Source organism: Amycolatopsis granulosa, assembly GCF_011758745.1.
Taxonomy (GTDB): domain Bacteria; phylum Actinomycetota; class Actinomycetes; order Mycobacteriales; family Pseudonocardiaceae; genus Amycolatopsis_E; species Amycolatopsis_E granulosa.
This window is the reverse complement of record NZ_JAANOV010000001.1, coordinates 5,555,802-5,572,516: the sequence shown is the minus strand read 5'-3', so window position 1 is coordinate 5,572,516 and position 16,715 is coordinate 5,555,802. Positions and strand designations below refer to the sequence as shown.

At 72.2% G+C, this 16,715-nt stretch carries 14 protein-coding genes; 7 read left to right on the top strand and 7 right to left on the bottom strand.

Going from position 1 to position 16,715, the window contains the following annotated elements; genetic code table 11:
- Positions 1–4: 4 nt before the first annotated feature.
- The 3 genes from FHX45_RS27460 to FHX45_RS27450 form a co-directional block, all read right to left on the bottom strand.
- Positions 5–595: an FKBP-type peptidyl-prolyl cis-trans isomerase gene (locus tag FHX45_RS27460; protein WP_167107996.1), complete on the bottom strand. Its 591-nt coding sequence runs from the start codon at positions 593–595 to the stop codon at positions 5–7.
- Between the two features lie 42 nt (positions 596–637).
- Entirely contained in the window at positions 638–2,905 is a 2,268-nt protein-coding gene (locus FHX45_RS27455) for an ATP-binding domain-containing protein (RefSeq protein ID WP_167109531.1), read from the bottom strand.
- An 86-nt stretch (positions 2,906–2,991) separates the two neighbouring features.
- Positions 2,992–3,969 carry a heme o synthase gene (locus tag FHX45_RS27450; RefSeq protein ID WP_167107993.1) on the bottom strand — a complete coding sequence of 326 codons (978 nt, stop codon included), beginning with the start codon at positions 3,967–3,969 and terminating at the stop codon, positions 2,992–2,994.
- A gap of 317 nt (positions 3,970–4,286) precedes the next feature.
- Between FHX45_RS27450 and tkt the strand changes: the two genes are divergently transcribed.
- The 7 genes from tkt (at position 4,287) to FHX45_RS27415 (ending at position 13,902) form a co-directional block, all read left to right on the top strand.
- Complete coding sequence (gene tkt, locus FHX45_RS27445; protein WP_167107991.1) at positions 4,287–6,392, top strand: transketolase; 2,106 nt, start codon at positions 4,287–4,289, stop codon at positions 6,390–6,392.
- A gap of 21 nt (positions 6,393–6,413) precedes the next feature.
- Positions 6,414–7,523 carry a transaldolase gene (gene tal, locus FHX45_RS27440; RefSeq protein ID WP_167107988.1) on the top strand — a complete coding sequence of 370 codons (1,110 nt, stop codon included), beginning with the start codon at positions 6,414–6,416 and terminating at the stop codon, positions 7,521–7,523.
- Positions 7,524–7,527: 4 nt separating this feature from the next.
- The gene (locus FHX45_RS27435; RefSeq protein ID WP_167107985.1) at positions 7,528–9,144 is read left to right on the top strand and encodes a glucose-6-phosphate isomerase; all 1,617 of its coding nucleotides are present in this window, start codon (positions 7,528–7,530) and stop codon (positions 9,142–9,144) included.
- Positions 9,145–9,217: 73 nt separating this feature from the next.
- Complete coding sequence (zwf, locus tag FHX45_RS27430; protein WP_167107982.1) at positions 9,218–10,750, top strand: glucose-6-phosphate dehydrogenase; 1,533 nt, start codon at positions 9,218–9,220, stop codon at positions 10,748–10,750.
- Positions 10,747–11,766, top strand: a complete 1,020-nt coding sequence (gene opcA / locus FHX45_RS27425; protein ID WP_167107979.1) for a glucose-6-phosphate dehydrogenase assembly protein OpcA — start codon at positions 10,747–10,749, stop codon at positions 11,764–11,766. Before zwf ends, opcA begins: the two co-directional genes overlap by 4 nt.
- Entirely contained in the window at positions 11,766–12,539 is a 774-nt protein-coding gene (pgl, locus tag FHX45_RS27420) for a 6-phosphogluconolactonase (protein WP_167107976.1), read from the top strand. The genes opcA and pgl overlap by 1 nt, the downstream gene beginning before the upstream one ends.
- Positions 12,540–12,720: 181 nt before the next feature.
- Positions 12,721–13,902 carry a sensor histidine kinase gene (locus tag FHX45_RS27415; RefSeq protein WP_167107973.1) on the top strand — a complete coding sequence of 394 codons (1,182 nt, stop codon included), beginning with the start codon at positions 12,721–12,723 and terminating at the stop codon, positions 13,900–13,902.
- A 106-nt stretch (positions 13,903–14,008) separates the two neighbouring features.
- Here the strand turns inward: FHX45_RS27415 and FHX45_RS27410 are convergent, their stop codons facing one another.
- The 4 genes from FHX45_RS27410 to FHX45_RS27395 form a co-directional block, all read right to left on the bottom strand.
- Complete coding sequence (locus FHX45_RS27410) at positions 14,009–14,350, bottom strand: RNA polymerase-binding protein RbpA (RefSeq protein ID WP_167107970.1); 342 nt, start codon at positions 14,348–14,350, stop codon at positions 14,009–14,011.
- Positions 14,351–14,411: 61 nt separating this feature from the next.
- On the bottom strand, positions 14,412–14,642 hold the full coding sequence (gene secG / locus FHX45_RS27405; protein ID WP_154758078.1) for a preprotein translocase subunit SecG: 231 nt from the start codon (positions 14,640–14,642) through the stop codon (positions 14,412–14,414).
- A 75-nt stretch (positions 14,643–14,717) separates the two neighbouring features.
- Positions 14,718–15,506, bottom strand: a complete 789-nt coding sequence (tpiA, locus tag FHX45_RS27400; protein ID WP_167107967.1) for a triose-phosphate isomerase — start codon at positions 15,504–15,506, stop codon at positions 14,718–14,720.
- On the bottom strand, positions 15,506–16,714 hold the full coding sequence (locus tag FHX45_RS27395; RefSeq protein WP_167107964.1) for a phosphoglycerate kinase: 1,209 nt from the start codon (positions 16,712–16,714) through the stop codon (positions 15,506–15,508). The genes tpiA and FHX45_RS27395 overlap by 1 nt, the downstream gene beginning before the upstream one ends.
- Position 16,715: the final 1 nt, after the last annotated feature.

Below are 16,715 nucleotides of genomic sequence, written 5' to 3'. Positions count from 1 at the left end.
GGCGTCAGCCGGCGACCTGGACGGCGTCGACGACGAAGACGAGCGTCTCGTTCGGCTTGATCGGGCCGTTGCCGCGCGGGCCGTAGCCGAGGTTGGGCGGGACGACCAGCAGGCGGCGGCCGCCCTGCTTGATGCCCTCCAGGCCCTGGTCCCACCCGGGGATGGCGGTGCCCGCGCCGAGCGCGAACGAGAACGGCGCCGAGCCGAACGAGTTCTGCTGGTCGGTCTTGTCCGACCAGGTAACCAGGTCGTAGTTCATCTGCAGCGTGCTGCCGGCGCGCGCGGTGGCCCCGGTGCCCGGCTTGAGATCCTTGGTCACCAGCTTGGTCGGCGCGGCGCAGGTGTCCGGGATCGTGATCGTCGGCTTGGCGCCGACGTCACCGGTCACCGTGATGTCGTCGGCGGTGCACTCGCGCGTGGCGTTGCTGCTCGTGCCGTGGGCCGCCGAAGCGCTCGTGGACGCCGCCGCCGGCTCGGGCGCCGGGTAGGTCGGGCCGCCACCGGGCGGGACGGACGACGGTTCCTGGTCGGGAGAGCAGGCCGCGACGGCGAGGGCGGCGGCTGCCGCGAGCACGATCTTGCCAGCGTTACGCATGGCGACACCTTAACCGGGCGCTGACCAGTCGGTTTCCGCGGGTTACCGCTCCGTGTAAAGAATCCCGAGGCGCTGCGTGGCGCGTGTGCAGGCGACGTAGAGGTCGTTCCAGCCGCGGGGCGACTCGGCCACGATGTCCTCCGGCGCGAGCACCACGACGCCGTCGAACTCCAGGCCCTTGGCCTCGGCGACGGTGAGCACCGACACCGCCTCGCCGTGACCGTCCAATTCGGACCGGACCGCGTCCAGCCGGGCCGCGGGGGCCAGCACCGCGACGGTGCCGCCGTCCGCCGCCGCCACCTCGTCGTCCACCACGGACGCGAGCGGCCGCTCGCCGAGGGGCGCGCGCCACGGTTCAACTCCGGTCTCGCGCACCGACGTCGGTACCCGCAGGTCCGGATCGACCTCGCGGAGCGCCCCGGCGGCGACGTTCATGATCTCCACCGGGGTGCGGTAGTTGACCGTCAGCTCGCGCAGCCGCCACCGGTCGCCGACGTGACGGCCGAGCATCTCCTGCCAGGACGACGCGCCACCGGGCGCACCGGTCTGCGCGACGTCGCCGACCACGGTCATCGACCGGGTCGGGCAGCGGCGCGCCAGCAGCCGCCAGTCCATCGCGGACAGCTCCTGCGCCTCGTCGACGATGACGTACCCGAACGTCCAGGTGCGATCGCGCGCGGCGCGCTGGGCGGCGGTGAGCCGGCTGCGGCGCTCCTGCCGTTCGGCGAACAGCTCGGCGTCGAGGACGTCGGCGATGCGGATCTGGTCCTCGTCGAGGATTTCCTCGTCCTGGTCCATGATGTCGAGCACACCCTCGGCGTAGGCGCGTTCCTCGCGCTCCCGGCGCTCGCGGGCGGCGCGCTCCGCGTCGTCGTCCTCCCCGAGCAGCTCGGCCAGCTCGTCGAGCAGCGGCACGTCGGCCGGGGTCCAGGGCGAGCGCGCAGGCCGCTGCACCGCCGCCCGGTCGGCGTCGGAGAGCAGCCCCTGCGACGCCGACCGCAGGCGGTCCGCGTCGCCGAGCAGGTCGCGCAGCAGGCGCTGCGGGGTGAGCTTGGGCCACAGCTCGTCGAGCGCGGCCGCCACCGTGGCGGACCCGGCGAGCTCGGTGCGGATCTCCATCCGGTCCCGCGCGTCGAGCACCTGCGCGCCGGCGGTCTCCCCCGCGGCGAGCGGGATGTCCGGCACCCCGGCGAACAGGTCGACCTCCATGCGGACCGCGGCACGCTCGACCAGGGCGTCGAGCACGGCCTCGACGAACACCCGGCGCGCCACGTTGTGCGGCCGGCCGGTGCGCCGGGCCTTCTCCCGCGCCCGCTCCACGACCTCGCGGCGCAGGACCAGCAGGTCGTCGTCGAACTGGACGGCGAACCGGTCCTCGGGCACCCGCTGGCGGTCGGCCACGGCCCGGGCGAGCACGTCGACCATGACCGGGCGCCCCTTGACCTCGGCGGCCTCGCGGCGGTCCGTGCCGCGCGCCCGGACGCCGGGGAACAGCTGCCCGATCGTGGACAGCAGCACGCCGGTCTCGCCCAGCGACGGCAGGACCTGGCCGATGTAGCGCAGGAAGGTGCTGTTCGGGCCGATCACGAGCACGCCGCGCGAGGCGAGCTGCCGGCGATAGGTGTAGAGCAGGTAGGCCGCCCGGTGCAGGGCGACCGCGGTCTTGCCGGTGCCCGGCCCGCCCTGCACGACGAGGACGCCACCGAGCTCGTCGCGGATGATGTCGTCCTGCTCGGCCTGGATGGTGGCGACGATGTCGCCCATCTCACCCGTGCGCTTGCGCTCCAGCGCCGCCAGCAGGGCGGCCTCGCCGGCCAGCCCGAGGTCGGCCTGCTGCCCGTCGGCGGCCCGCAGGTCGAGGATCTCGTCGTCGAGACCGACGACCTTGCGGCTGAGCGTGCGGATGTGCCGCCGCCGCCGCACACCCTCCGGTGAGGCGGCGGTGGCCAGGTAGAACGGCCGCGCGGCCGGGGCGCGCCAGTCCAGCAGCAACGGCTCGTAGTCGCCGTCGGAGTCGAACAGCCCGATCCGCCCGATGTAGGCGGGCGCGTGGCCGTCGTGGAAGTCGAGCCGGCCGAAGCACAGGCCCTGCTCGACGGACCCGAGCTGCGCGAGGCGCTCGTGGTGCAGGCTGGTGGCCGCGTCGCGCTCGGCGCTCTCCTGCGGGGTTTCGCCGTGCGAGCGCAGCGCCCGGTCCAGGCGGCGCTCGGTGGTCGCCCGCTCGGCGTCGAGCCGGCGGTAGAGCATGGACACGTAGTCCTGCTCGTGCTGAAGGTCGGTGGTGCGGTGTGGTTCCCGGTCCTCAGCCACGGACAAGAGCAACCTGCTTTCGGCTTCGGGGACAAGTCGGCCAGGAAGCCAACGAAGACCGGCGCCGGGGAATTCCCCGGACCGCGTCAGAACGGCAGGCCGAGGGCGGGCAGCCCGATCGCCGAGTCGACCGCGAGCGCGCAGAACAGGATCATCAGGTAGGTGTTCGACCGGTGGAACAGGGCCATCGGCTTGGTCTCCACCCCGCGCCGGACCGCCGAGTACAGGCGGTGCGCGTAGAAGAGGAACCACGCCCCGGCCAGCACCGCGAAGCCCGCGTACAGCCAGCTCGTCGCGGGCAGCAGGAGCAGCGTCCAGCCGACCATGACCCACGAGTAGATCAGGATCTGCCGGGCCACGTGCTCCGCGGTGGCGACCACCGGCAGCATCGGTACGCCGGCGCGCTCGTAGTCGTCGCGGTACTTCATCGCCAGCGCCCAGGTGTGCGGGGGCGTCCAGAAGAAGATGACCGCGAACATCACGAACGCCGGCCACTGCACGGTGCCGGTGACCGCGGCCCAGCCGATCACCACCGGCATGCACCCGGCGGCGCCGCCCCACACCACGTTCTGCGCCGTGCGCCGCTTGAGCACCAGCGTGTACACGAGGATGTAGAACAGGATCGTGGCGATCGCCAGCACAGCGGCCAGCAGGTTCACCGTGAAGTACAGCATCGCGAACGACCCGAGCCCCAGCGCCAGGGCGAACACCAGCGCGTTGCGCCGGGGCACCGAGTCGCGCACCAGCGGGCGCCGCTTGGTGCGCTTCATCACCTTGTCGATGTCGGCGTCGATCACGCAGTTCAACGCGTTCGCGCTGCCCGCGGCCATGGTGCCGCCGACCAGTGTCGCCAGCATCAGCCACGGCGACGGGATCGTGCGCGCGGCGAGGAACATCGCCGGGATGGTGGTGACCAGCAGCAGCTCGATGACCTGTGGCTTGGTCAGCGCGACGTAGGCGCCGGCGATCCGGCTCACGCGCCGCAGACCGCGCGGGCGCTCGCCTCCGGGGTCGACAGCGCTGGTGCTGTCACTGCGCCCGTGCGCAGCGTTCACCAACGACAATTCCGCTCCCTGAGTCAGATTCGGGGGCGCCGGGACGGCCCGGTGCCACAACCGATCGTAATCGCCGGGCCGCGGCCCCGCGTGCACCGGGGTGCGCAGGGGTGTGCGGGGGCGCGCACTGCGGGGTGTGTCGGCCCCGCGGCCGCCGGGTACCCGACCCATTAGGCTGGCGCCGGGGTTGCGCTTGTGGTCGTGCGCACGCCCGCTGGCAGGAATATCGGCTCTTCGGGATCGATTGAGATGAGTGGAGCCTGCGCGCGCGAAGACCCCCACCAACAGAAGAGATGTCACCGAGAAGGACGGGGAGTTCGAGTTCAGTGTCCGATATCGCCTCCATCAGCGAGAACAACCCACTGCTGCGGCGGAACCTGCCCGCCGACTGGACCGACCTCGACACCCGTGCGGTTGACACCGTCCGGGTGCTCGCCGCCGACGCGGTCGAGAACTGCGGCAGCGGTCACCCCGGCACCGCCATGAGCCTGGCGCCCGTGGCGTACGCGCTGTTCCAGCGGATCATGCGCCACGACCCCAGCGACCCGGAGTGGCCCGCGCGGGACCGCTTCGTCCTGTCCGCCGGGCACTCCAGCCTGACGCTCTACATCCAGCTGTTCCTCGCCGGCTACGGCCTCGAGCTGGAGGACCTCAAGCAACTGCGCAAGTGGGGCTCGAAGACCCCGGGCCACCCGGAGTACCAGCACACCAAGGGTGTGGAGACCACCACCGGCCCGCTCGGCCAGGGCCTGGCCAACGCGGTCGGCATGGCGATGGCCGCCCGCCGCGAGCGCGGCCTGCTCGACCCCGAGCCCGCGCCCGGCGAGAGCATCTTCGACCACCACATCTTCGTGATCGCCTCGGACGGCGACATCGAGGAGGGCGTGACCTCGGAGGCCTCCTCCATCGCCGGCCGCCAGGAGCTGGGCAACCTGGTGGTGATCTACGACGACAACAAGATCTCGATCGAGGACGACACCACCATCGCGCTGTCCGAGGACACCGCGAAGCGCTACGAGGCCTACGGCTGGCACGTGCAGGTCGTCGAGGGCGGTGAGGACGTCGTCGCCTTCGAGGAGGCCATCGCGGCCGCCAAGGCGGAAACCACCCGCCCGTCGTTCATCCTGCTGCGCACCGTGATCGGCTACCCGGCGCCGAACAAGATGAACACCGGCAAGGCGCACGGCGCCGCCCTGGGCGCCGACGAGGTCGCGGCCGTCAAGGAGATCCTGGGCTTCGACCCGGAGCGCAGCTTCCAGGTCGAGGACGAGGTGCTGGCGCACACCCGCAAGGCGCTGGAGCGCGGCAAGCAGGAGCGCGCCGCCTGGCAGGAGCGCTTCGAGGAGTGGGCCGCGGCCAACCCGGCGCGCAAGAAGCTGGCCGACCGGATGGCCACCCGCGACCTGCCCGAGGGCTGGTCCGACAAGCTGCCGTCCTGGCAGCCCGACGCCAAGGGCATCGCCACCCGCAAGGCGTCCGGCGAGGTCCTCAACGCCCTGGCCGACGTGCTGCCGGAGCTGTGGGGTGGCTCGGCCGACCTGGCCGAGAGCAACAACACCACGATGAAGGGTGCCGACTCGTTCGGCCCGGAGAAGGCCTCCACCGGGATGTGGCAGGCCAACCCCTACGGCCGCACCCTGCACTTCGGTGTCCGCGAGCACGCGATGGGCTCGATCCTCAACGGCATCGCGCTGCACGGTGGCACCCGCCCCTACGGCGCCACCTTCCTGGTGTTCAGCGACTACATGCGCCCGCCGGTGCGGCTGGCCGCGCTGATGCACGCGCCGGTCATCTACGTGTGGACGCACGACTCGATCGGTCTCGGCGAGGACGGCCCGACGCACCAGCCGATCGAGCACCTGGCCGCGCTGCGCGCCATCCCGGGCCTGAACGTGGTCCGGCCGGCCGACGCGAACGAGACGGCCGGTGCCTGGAAGGCCGCGCTGGAGGACAAGCGGCACCCGTCGGGCCTGGCGCTGACCCGTCAGAACGTGCCGGTGCTGGAGGGCAGCTCGGCCGAGGCCGTCGCCAAGGGCGCCTACGTGCTCGCCGACGCCTCCTCCGGCACCCCGGAGGTCGTGCTGATGGCCACCGGGTCGGAGGTCCAGCTGGCGGTCGAGGCGCGCAAGACGCTGGAGGCCGAGGGCGTGCCCACCCGGGTCGTGTCGGTGCCGTGCGTGGAGTGGTTCGAGGCGCAGGACGAGTCCTACCGCGAGTCGGTCCTGCCCAGCGGGGTGAAGGCCCGCGTGTCGGTCGAGGCCGGCATCGCGCAGCCGTGGTACCGCTGGGTCGGCGACGCCGGCGAGATCGTCTCGATCGAGCACTTCGGAGCCTCGGCCGACTACCAGACCCTGTTCCGCGAGTTCGGGTTCACCGCCGACGCCGTGGCCGACGCCGCGCGGCGCTCGCTCGCCAAGACCAAGAACTCCTGATCATCCGAAGGGGATGAAGTCATGAGCGACAACCTTGCTCAACTGTCCCAGGCCGGCGTGTCCATCTGGCTCGACGACCTGTCCCGTGAGCGGCTGAACTCCGGCAACCTGGCCGGCCTCATCCGCGACCGGCACGTCGTCGGCGTCACCACGAACCCGACGATCTTCGCCAACGCCCTGTCGCAGGGCGAGTCCTACGACGAGCAGGTCCGCGAGCTCGCCGCCCGCGGCGCCGACGTGCACGCCGTCGTCCGCGAGCTGACCACCACCGACGTGCGCAACGCCGCGGACCTGTTCCGCGACATCTACACCCGCACCAACGGCGTGGACGGCCGCGTGTCGATCGAGGTCGACCCGCGCCTGGCGCGTGACGCGGACAAGACGGCCGCCGAGGCGCAGGACCTGTGGAAGACGGTCGACCGGCCGAACATCTTCGTCAAGATCCCGGCGACCGAGGAGGGCCTGCCGGCGATCACCAAGACCCTCGCCGAGGGCATCAGCGTCAACGTCACGCTGATCTTCTCCGTGGAGCGGTACCGCAAGGTGATCGAGGCCTTCTTCGCCGGCCTGGAGCAGGCCAAGGCCAACGGCCACGACCTCGCCACGATCGAGTCGGTCGCGTCGTTCTTCGTGTCCCGGGTGGACACCGAGGTGGACAAGCGGCTGGACGCGATCGGCACCGACGAGGCCAAGGCGCTGCGCGGCGAGGCCGCCATCGCCAACGCCCGGCTGGCCTTCGCCGCCTACGAGGAGCTCTTCGCCACCGACCGCTGGCAGGCGCTGGCCGCGGCGGGCGCCCGGCCGCAGCGGCCGCTGTGGGCCTCCACCGGGGTGAAGGACCCGTCCTACTCCGACACCCGCTACGTCGACCAGCTGGTGGTCGCCGGCACGGTCAACACCATGCCGGAGAAGACGCTGGACGCCGTCGCCGACCACGCGCGGATCGAGGGCGACAAGGTCACCGGGACCGGCGCGCAGGCGCAGGAGGTGTTCGACCAGCTCGCCGCGGTGGGCATCGACATCACCGACGTCTTCCTGACCCTGGAGAACGAGGGCGTCGACAAGTTCGACAAGTCCTGGGCCGAGCTGCTCGAGACGGTCACCGGCCAGCTCGAGAAGGCGAAGGGCTGACGCCGTGGTGGGGGAACGACTGACGGTCACGATCAGCGACGGGGAGCTGGCCGCGCAGGCCGCTCCCCTGGTCGACCAGCTCGTCGCCGACCAGGTCGCCTCCAAGGTCGCGGCGCAGGACCCCACGCTGTGGGGTCCCGACGCCGAGCCCGAGGCGTCGATCCGGCTGTCCTGGACCACGCTGCACAAGTCGTCGCGGCCGCTGATCGGTGAGATCGAGGCACTGCGCGAGGAGTTGCGCAGCGAGGGCGTGGACCGGATCGTCCTCGCCGGGATGGGCGGCTCCTCGCTCGCCCCGGAGGTCATCGCGGCGACCGAGCACGTGGCGCTGACGGTGCTGGACACCACCGACCCGGGCCAGGTCGCCGACGCCCTCGCCGGCGACCTCCAGCGCACGGTGCTGGTGGTCTCGTCGAAGTCCGGCGGCACGGTGGAGACCGACAGCCACCGCCGGATCTTCGCGAAGGCGTTCGCCGAGAACGGGATCGACGGCGCGCGGCGGATCGTCGTGGTCACCGACCCGGGCTCGCCGCTGGCGGAGCTGGCCGAGAAGGAGGGGTACCGCAAGGTGTTCCTCGCCGACCCGCACGTGGGCGGGCGCTACTCGGCGCTCACCGCGTTCGGGCTGGTGCCCGCCGGGCTGGCCGGCGCGGACATCGCCCGGCTGCTCGACCAGGCCGCGGCCGCCGCGCAGGTGCTCGGTTCCGACAGCCCCGACAACCCGGCCCTCCAGCTGGCCGCCGCGTGGGGCGCCGCGCACAACGCCGGCGCGGAGAAGGTCGTGCTGGCCGACACCGGCTCGGGCATCACCGGCTTCGCCGACTGGGCGGAGCAGCTGATCGCCGAGTCCACCGGCAAGCTCGGCACCGGACTGCTGCCGGTGGCCGTGGACGGCCCGGCCGCACCCGGTTTCGCCGACGCCAAGGCCGACGCGACGCCGGTGGCGATCGGCCCGGACACCGGCAACGCCAAGGTGTCCACCACCGGCTCGCTGGGCGCGCAGTTCCTGCTGTGGGAGTTCGCCACGGCGATCGCCGGGCGACTGCTGAAGATCAACCCGTTCGACCAGCCGGACGTGGAGGCCGCGAAGAAGGCCGCGCGGGTGCTGCTGGACGACCCGTCGAAACTCTCCGGCGGCGAGACGCCGAGCGCGACCGACGACGCGGTGGAGATCTTCGCGCCGGCCGGGGTGTCCGGCGACGGCTCGCTGGCGGATGTGCTGCGGGAGTTCCTGGCGACCGCGCCGGAGGGCGGCTACCTCGCGGTGCAGGCCTACCTGGACCGGCTCGACGACGCCTCGGCCGCGCTGCTGCGGCCGGAGCTGGCGAAGCGGACCGGGCTGCAGACCACCTTCGGGTGGGGGCCGCGGTTCCTGCACTCGACCGGCCAGTACCACAAGGGCGGCCACCAGAACGGCATCTTCCTGCAGATCACCGGGGCCGGCGAGCACGACCTGGACGTGCCGGACCGGCCCTACACGCTGGGCCAGTTGCAGCACGCGCAGGCGCTCGGCGACGGCCAGGTGCTCACCGAGCACGGCCGCCCGATGCTGCGGCTGCACCTGACCGACCGGGCCGCGGGCCTGGCCCAGCTCATGCGTGCCGTACAGGAGGCTCAGTGAGGGAGCTTGTGACCGGACCGTTCACCACAGCAGTGCTGGTACCCCGGTCCGCCGAGCGCGTCGAGGCGGTGCGATGAGCAGCAAGGGGTGGACCAACCCGTTGCGGGATCCCCGCGACAAGCGGTTGCCGCGCATCGCCGGGCCGTCCAGCCTGGTGATCTTCGGCGTCACGGGTGACCTGTCGCGCAAGAAGCTGATGCCGGCGATCTACGACCTCGCCAACCGCGGGCTGCTGCCGGCCGGGTTCTCCCTGGTCGGCTTCGCCCGGCGGGACTGGGAGGACGAGGACTTCGGGCAGCTCGTGCACGACGCGGTGGCCGAGCACGCGCGCACCCCGTTCCGGGAGTCGGTGTGGAACCGGCTCGCCGAGGGCATCCGCTTCGTGCAGGGCACCTTCGACGACGACGACGCGTTCGACCGGCTCGCGCAGACCGTGCGCGAGCTGGACGCCGAACGCGGCACCGGCGGCAACACCGCGTTCTACCTGTCGATCCCGCCGGGCGCGTTCCCGGTGGTGACCAAGCAGCTGGCGCGGTCCGGGCTCGCGCAGTCCGACGACGAGTCGTGGCGGCGGGTGGTCATCGAGAAGCCGTTCGGGCACGACCTGGCGAGCGCCAAGGAGCTCAACGCGATCGTCAACGACGTCTTCCCCGAGGAGTCGGTGTTCCGCATCGACCACTACCTCGGCAAGGAGACCGTCCAGAACATTCTCGCGCTGCGCTTCGCCAACCAGCTGTTCGAGCCGATCTGGAACGCCAACTACGTCGACCACGTGCAGATCACCATGGCCGAGGACATCGGCCTCGGCGGCCGCGCCGGCTACTACGACGGCATCGGCGCGGCGCGCGACGTGATCCAGAACCACCTCCTCCAGCTGCTCGCGTTCACCGCGATGGAGGAGCCGCTGTCGTTCGAGCCGAGGGCGCTGCGGGCGGAGAAGATCAAGGTGCTGCGGGCCACCAAGCCGATGGAGCCGTTCGCCGAGACCACGGCGCGCGGCCAGTACACCGGTGGCTGGCAGGGCGGCAAGAAGGTGCCGGGCCTGCTGCAGGAGGCCGGGTTCGCCAAGGACTCGACCACCGAGACCTACGCCGCGGTGTCGCTGGAGGTGCAGAACCGCCGCTGGGCCGGGGTGCCGTTCTACCTGCGCACCGGCAAGCGGCTGGGCCGGCGGGTCACCGAGATCGCGGTGGTGTTCAAGCGCGCACCGCACCTGCCGTTCGACTACACCTCCACCGAGGAGCTGGGGCAGAACGCCCTGGTGATCCGGGTGCAGCCGGACGAGGGCGTGACGCTGCGGTTCGGCTCGAAGGTGCCGGGCACCACGATGGAGGTCCGCGACGTCACGATGGACTTCGGCTACGGGCACGCGTTCACCGAGTCCTCGCCGGAGGCCTACGAGCGGCTGATCCTGGACGTGCTGCTCGGCGAGCCTTCGTTGTTCCCGGTCAACGAAGAGGTCGAGCTGTCCTGGCGGATCCTGGACCCGATCCTGGAGTTCTGGGCGAAGCACGGCGCGCCGGAGCCCTATCCCCCGGGCACGTGGGGCCCGCAGTCCGCGGACGAGGTCCTGCAGCGCAGCGGCCGGAACTGGAGGCGCCCGTGATCATCGACCTGCCCTCGACCACGACCTCGCAGGTCAACCGGAAGATGGTCGAGCTGCGCGAGCGCGGCGGCGCCGTCGCGCTGGGCCGCGTGCTGACGCTGGTGATCGTCGACGACGACGGCGAGCACCTGGAGGAGCACATCGACGCGGCCAACGAGGCCAGCCGCGAGCACCCGTGCCGGGTGATCGTGCTGGCCCGCGGTTCGCGCACGGCCGCGGCCCGGATCGACGCGCAGATCCGCGTCGGCGGCGACGCCGGCGCGAGCGAGGTCATCATCCTGCGGCTGTACGGCCCGCTGGCCTCGCAGGGTCAGAGCGCGGTGATCCCGCTGCTGCTGCCCGACGCGCCGATCGTGGCGTGGTGGCCCAGTTCCGGGCCGAAGGTGCCGGCGGAGGACCCGATCGGGCAGCTGGCGCAGCGCCGGATCACCGACTCGGCGGCGGAGCGCAACCCGATCAGGGCGTTGTCGGCGCGGCGGAAGTCGTACGTGCCGGGCGACACGGACCTGGCCTGGACGCGACTGACGAACTGGCGGGCCCAGCTGGTGGCCGCGCTGGATCTGCCGCCCTACGAGAAGATCACCGGCGCGACGGTGACCGGCGAGGCGGATTCGCCGTCCACCGAGCTGCTGGCAGGCTGGCTGGCCGAGTACCTGAAGGTGCCGGTGCGCCGGGTGAAGACGACCACCGCGCAGGGCATCGTGTCCGTGGAGATGGAGCGGCGGTCGGGCGCGATCGCCCTGCACCGGCCGGACGGCAAGGTCGGCACGCTGATGCAGCCGGACCAGCCCACCCGGCGGATCGCGCTGCACCGGCGCAACACCAAGGACTGCCTGATCGAGGAGCTGCGGCGGCTCGACCCGGACGAGGTGTACGAGGCGGCGTTGCAGGGCCTGGACAAGCTGTCCGGCGGGTCGGCGGGCGCCACCAGGAAGAAGCCCGCCGCGAAGAAGCCGGTGAAGCCGGTGAAGTCGGCGCAGTCGGTGAAGTCGGTGAAGTCGGAGGCGAGCGCCTGATGGCGGAGGTCGTGGTGTACGCGAGCGGCGAGCTGCTCGCGGCCGCGGCGGCGGCCCGGCTGGTGACGCGCCTGGTGGACCTGCAGGCCGCAAAGGGTTCGGCTTCGCTGGTGCTGACCGGCGGCGGTACCGGGATCGCGGTGCTGGAGCAGTTGCGCCGCTCCCCCGCCCGGGACGCGGTGGACTGGTCCCGGCTCGACATCTACTGGGGCGACGAGCGGTTCGTGCCCGCGGACGACGACGAGCGCAACGAGAAGCAGGCGCGTGCGGCGCTGCTGGACCACGTGCCCGTCGACCCGGAGCGGGTGCACGCGATGGCGCCGTCGGACGGCGAGTTCGGCGACGACGTGGACGCGGCCGCGGCCGCCTACGCGCGGGTGCTGGCGGACAACGCGCGGCCGGAGGACCACGGCGACGTGCCGTCGTTCGACATCTGCCTGCTCGGCCTCGGCGGCGAGGGGCACACCGCGTCGGTGTTCCCCGAGTCGCCCGCGGTGTACGAGACGGAGCGCAGCGTCGTGGCGGTGCGGAACTGCCCGAAGCCGCCGCCGACGCGGGTGTCGCTGACCCTGCCCGCGATCCGCCGCGCGCACGACGTTTGGCTGATGACCACGGGCGAGGCGAAGGCCGACGCGGTGGCGCTGGCCCTGTCCGGCGCGGGAGAGGTCCAGCTGCCCGTGGCTGGTGCCCAGGGGCGGCGGCGCACGTTGTGGCTGCTCGACCGGACGGCGGCGAGCAAGCTGTCGCACGTCTACCAGCCGCCCACGGCCTGAGCCGACTGGGACGAGGCCCGCCGGTGCTGCCGGCGGGCCTTTCTCGTGCCGGTGGGCGACGGCGATTCACGGCCCGCACCGCATTCTCGTTAGCATCCGCACATTGTTGTGACGGCACGCGTCCCGCTCGCACCGCTGGGGACTCTCCTAGACAGTCCACAAGACGAGTGAGGTCGCAACCATGAGCTCCGAGGGACTGTCCATCGGGATTTCGGTCGGCGGCCCGGGCGCGGGGGCCGCCGGCCGGGCACACCGCCCCGCGGCCGTGGTCCGCCGGTCCCGGTGGGTGCCGCTCGCGGTCGATGTCGCCGCGATCCTCGTCGCCGCGCTCGACGTCTGGCTCGCCGTCCCGGCGAACGCACCGCCGTACTCGATCCTCCTGTCCGCGCTGGCCTGCCTCGCGCTGGCCGCGCACCGCCGGCTGCCCTTCGGCGCGGTGCTGCTGACCGTGCCCGGCTTCCTCATCGGCTGGTCCCAGCTGGCCGCGATGATCGCGCTGGGCATGCTCGCCACCCGCAAGCAGATGCACTGGCAGGTGTGGGCCGGCGCGGTCCTGGTGTGGGCGTGCCGGTTCGTGCGGTGGCCGCCCGGCGACTTCACCCAGCTGAGCTGGCGGGAGCACGTCCTCGACGGCATCTACGGCGTGCTCGTCGCGGGCATGCCGATCGCGATCGGCCTGCTCGCCGGGGCTCGCGCGCGGCTGACCCGGAAGCTGGGTGAGCTGACCGCGAGCCGCGACCGGGAACGCCGGCTCGCCGCCGCCGCCGTGCGCGCAGAGGAACGGGCCCGCCTCGCCCGGGAGATGCACGACGTGGTGTCCCACGACATCACGCTCATCGCCATGCAGGCCGGGGCGCTCACCGCCCAGGACCCGCCGTCCGCGCGGCAGACGGCGGAGGTCATCCGGCAGCTGTCCACCCGCACCCTGGAGGAACTCCGGTCACTGGTCGGGGTTCTGCGTTCGGGCGGCGAGGACGACGGCCCGCACCCCGGTATCGGTGAGCTCGGCCGCCTGGTGCACAACTGCAACCTCGCCGTGCGGCTGACCATGGACGCGGTGCCCGAGCAGGTGCCGCCGAAGGTGTCGGCGGCGGCGTACCGGACGGTGCAGGAGGCGCTGACGAACGTGTGCAAGCACGCGCCCGGTGCACCGGCGACGGTGCTCGTCCGCGGCGGGGACGGCGCGTTGACCGTGGAGATCCGCAACGAACGGCCCCGGGGGGAACCGCCCGCGCTCCCGTCGGGCGGCTACGGGCTCGCCGGGCTCGCCGAACGGGCCCGGCTGCTCGGCGGCAGCCTGGAGACGTGCACCACCGAGGACGGCGGTTTCCGGATCCGCGCCCGCTACCCGCTCGGGGTCTGACCATCGAAGCCGGCGACCGCTGCCGGCGGGACCCCGGACAGACGGAACGGACCCGCTCCGCCGGTGCGCGCCGGCGGGACGGGTCCGTCCGTGGGTAAGCGATTCCTCAGATCTGACGGCGCTGGCGCAGCCGCTCGAGCGCCTCGGCGAGGATGGCCTCACCGTCGGCGTCGCTGCGCCGTTCCTTCACGTACGCCAGGTGGGTCTTGTACGGCTCGGTCCGCGGCGCGGCCGGCGGGTTCTTCTCGTCCTGACCGGCGGGCAGCCCGCACCGCGGGCAGTCCCACTCCGCCGGGATCTCCGCCTCCACGGCGAACGACGGCTGGGACTCGTGCCCGTTGGCACACCAGTACGACACCCGGCGGCGGGGAGCGGCCTCACCGCGCTCCGACTCACCGGACGGACCGGCACCGACCCTGGTGCCCCTGATTGCGTTACCGCCAACCATGAATCCTCACAGTGTGATAGGCGGCGCACCCCCCATAGGCACGCCCGTGCGTTTCAGTCCGTCACACCTTCAGCAACAGCCCCAGGCCCACGATGCTGATCAGCCAGATGGCACCGAGCAGCAGCGTGATGCGGTCGAGGTTCTTCTCGGCCACACTCGACCCGGAGAGGCTGGACTGCATGCCACCCCCGAACAGCGAGGACAACCCGCCACCGCGCCCACGGTGCAGCAGCACGGCGATCACGAGCAGCACGCTGGACGCGATCAGCAGGATTTGCAGGAACAGCTTCATCTCATCCTCTGGTCTTCGGGGGTTGCCTGATCGTGTGACGGTCTGAGGTTGCCAGACTACTCGCCGACCGCCCCGTTACGGCAGCGGCCCGCCAGCAGCGAGGGCGCAGAGCTTGGTGAACTCGTCGGCCTGCAGGCTCGCCCCGCCGACCAGCGCACCGTCGACGTTGTCGCAGGCGATCAGCTCGGCGATGTTGCCCGACTTCACCGAGCCGCCGTAGAGCACCCGGACCTCGTCGGCCACCTCGGCGCCGTACTTGTCCACCAGGGCGCCGCGCAGCGCCTTGCAGACCTCCTCGGCGTCGGCCGGGGTCGCGACCTTACCGGTGCCGATGGCCCACACCGGCTCGTAGGCGACCACGACGTTGTCCTTGACCTGCTCGGCCGTGAGCCCCTTGAGCCCGGCGAGCAGCTGCTCGCTGCAGTGCTCGACGTGCCCGCCGCTCTCGCGCACGTCGAGCTTCTCCCCGACGCACAGGATCGGCTTGATGCCGTGCTTGATCGCGGCGCGGACCTTCTTGTTCACCACGTCGTCGTCCTCGTGGTGGTACTCGCGGCGCTCGGAGTGCCCGACCGTCACGAAGGAGCACCCCAGCTTGGCGAGCATCGGCCCGGACACGTCCCCGGTGTAGGCACCGGAGTCGTGCGGCGAGAGATCCTGCGCGCCGTGGGCCAGCAGCAGCTTGTCCCCGTCGATGAGGGTCTGGATGCTGCGGATGTCGGTGAACGGCGGCAGGACCGCGACGTCCACCTTCGCGTAGTACTTCTCCGGCAGCGAGAAGGCGATCTTCTGCACCAGGGCGATGGCCTCGAGGTGGTTGAGGTTCATCTTCCAGTTGCCGGCGATGAACGGCTTGCGCGCCATCAGGCACCACCCTCCAGTACCGCCACGCCCGGCAGCTCCTTGCCCTCGAGGTACTCCAGGGAAGCGCCGCCGCCGGTGGAGATGTGCGAGAACTTCTCCTCGGGCAGGCCCAGCACACGGACCGCGGCCGCGGAATCCCCGCCACCGACCACGCTGAACGCGCCGGACGCGGCGATCGCCTCGGCGACGCCCCTGGTGCCCGCCGCGAACGGCGCCATCTCGAACACGCCGGCCGGGCCGTTCCAGAACACCGTCCTCGCCGCGGCGACCTCGGCCGCGAAGTGCTCGGTGGTGGCCGGGCCGATGTCCAGGCCCATCCAGCCGTCCGGGATCTTCTCGGCCGCGACGGTGTCGGTGGCCGCGTCGGCCGCGAACCTGTCCGCCACCACGACGTCGGACGGCACCACGATCTTGTCGGCGTGCTCGGCCAGCAGCGTGCGCGCGGTGTCCACGTAGTCCTGCTCCAGCAGCGAGTTGCCGACGCCGTGGCCCTGCGCGGCGAGGAACGTGAAGGCCATGCCGCCCCCGATCAGGAGGCGGTCCACCTTCGGCAGCAGCGCCTCGATGACCGCGAGCTTGTCCGACACCTTCGACCCGCCGAGCACGACCACGTACGGCCGCTGCGGGTCACCGGTCAGCTTGCTCAGGACCTCCAGCTCGGCGAGCACCAGGCCACCGGCGTAGGCGGGCAGCGCCCGCGCCACGTCGTAGACCGAGGCCTGCTTGCGGTGCACCACGCCGAAGCCGTCGGAGACGAACGCGCCGCCTTCTCCGGTCAGGGCCGCGAGGTCGCGGGCCAGCCCGGCCCGCTCGTCGTCGACCTTGCTGGTCTCGCGCGGGTCGAACCGCACGTTCTCCAGCAGGGCGACCTGGCCGTCGGCCAGGCCCGCGACGACCGCACGGGCCTGCTCGCCGACGACGTCACCGGCCAGCCGGACCTCGGCGCCGAGCAGCTCGCCGAGCCGGTCGGCGACCGGCCGCAGCGAGTACTTGGCCTCCGGGGTGCCCTTCGGGCGGCCGAGGTGGGCCGCGACGATCACCTTCGCGCCGGCCTCGGACAGGCGGCGGATGGTGGGCAGCGCGGCCCGCACGCGGCCGTCGTCGGTGATGGTCGAGCCGTCGAGCGGCACGTTCAGATCCGACCGGACCAGAACGCGCCGCCCGGAGACACCCTCGGCCAGCAGGTCTTCGAGAGTCTTGACAGCCATG

What these genes read in the sequence shown, in the direction of transcription:
- FHX45_RS27460 (WP_167107996.1), bottom strand. Translation starts at nt 595, where the DNA reads ATGCGTAACGCTGGCAAGATCGTGCTCGCGGCAGCCGCCGCCCTCGCC.
- tal (WP_167107988.1), top strand. Translation starts at nt 6,414, where the DNA reads ATGAGCGACAACCTTGCTCAACTGTCCCAGGCCGGCGTGTCCATCTGG.
- zwf (WP_167107982.1), top strand. Translation starts at nt 9,218, where the DNA reads ATGAGCAGCAAGGGGTGGACCAACCCGTTGCGGGATCCCCGCGACAAG.
- pgl (WP_167107976.1), top strand. Translation starts at nt 11,766, where the DNA reads ATGGCGGAGGTCGTGGTGTACGCGAGCGGCGAGCTGCTCGCGGCCGCG.
- FHX45_RS27415 (WP_167107973.1), top strand. Translation starts at nt 12,721, where the DNA reads ATGAGCTCCGAGGGACTGTCCATCGGGATTTCGGTCGGCGGCCCGGGC.
- FHX45_RS27410 (WP_167107970.1), bottom strand. Translation starts at nt 14,350, where the DNA reads ATGGTTGGCGGTAACGCAATCAGGGGCACCAGGGTCGGTGCCGGTCCG.
- secG (WP_154758078.1), bottom strand. Translation starts at nt 14,642, where the DNA reads ATGAAGCTGTTCCTGCAAATCCTGCTGATCGCGTCCAGCGTGCTGCTC.
- tpiA (WP_167107967.1), bottom strand. Translation starts at nt 15,506, where the DNA reads ATGGCGCGCAAGCCGTTCATCGCCGGCAACTGGAAGATGAACCTCAAC.
- FHX45_RS27395 (WP_167107964.1), bottom strand. Translation starts at nt 16,714, where the DNA reads ATGGCTGTCAAGACTCTCGAAGACCTGCTGGCCGAGGGTGTCTCCGGG.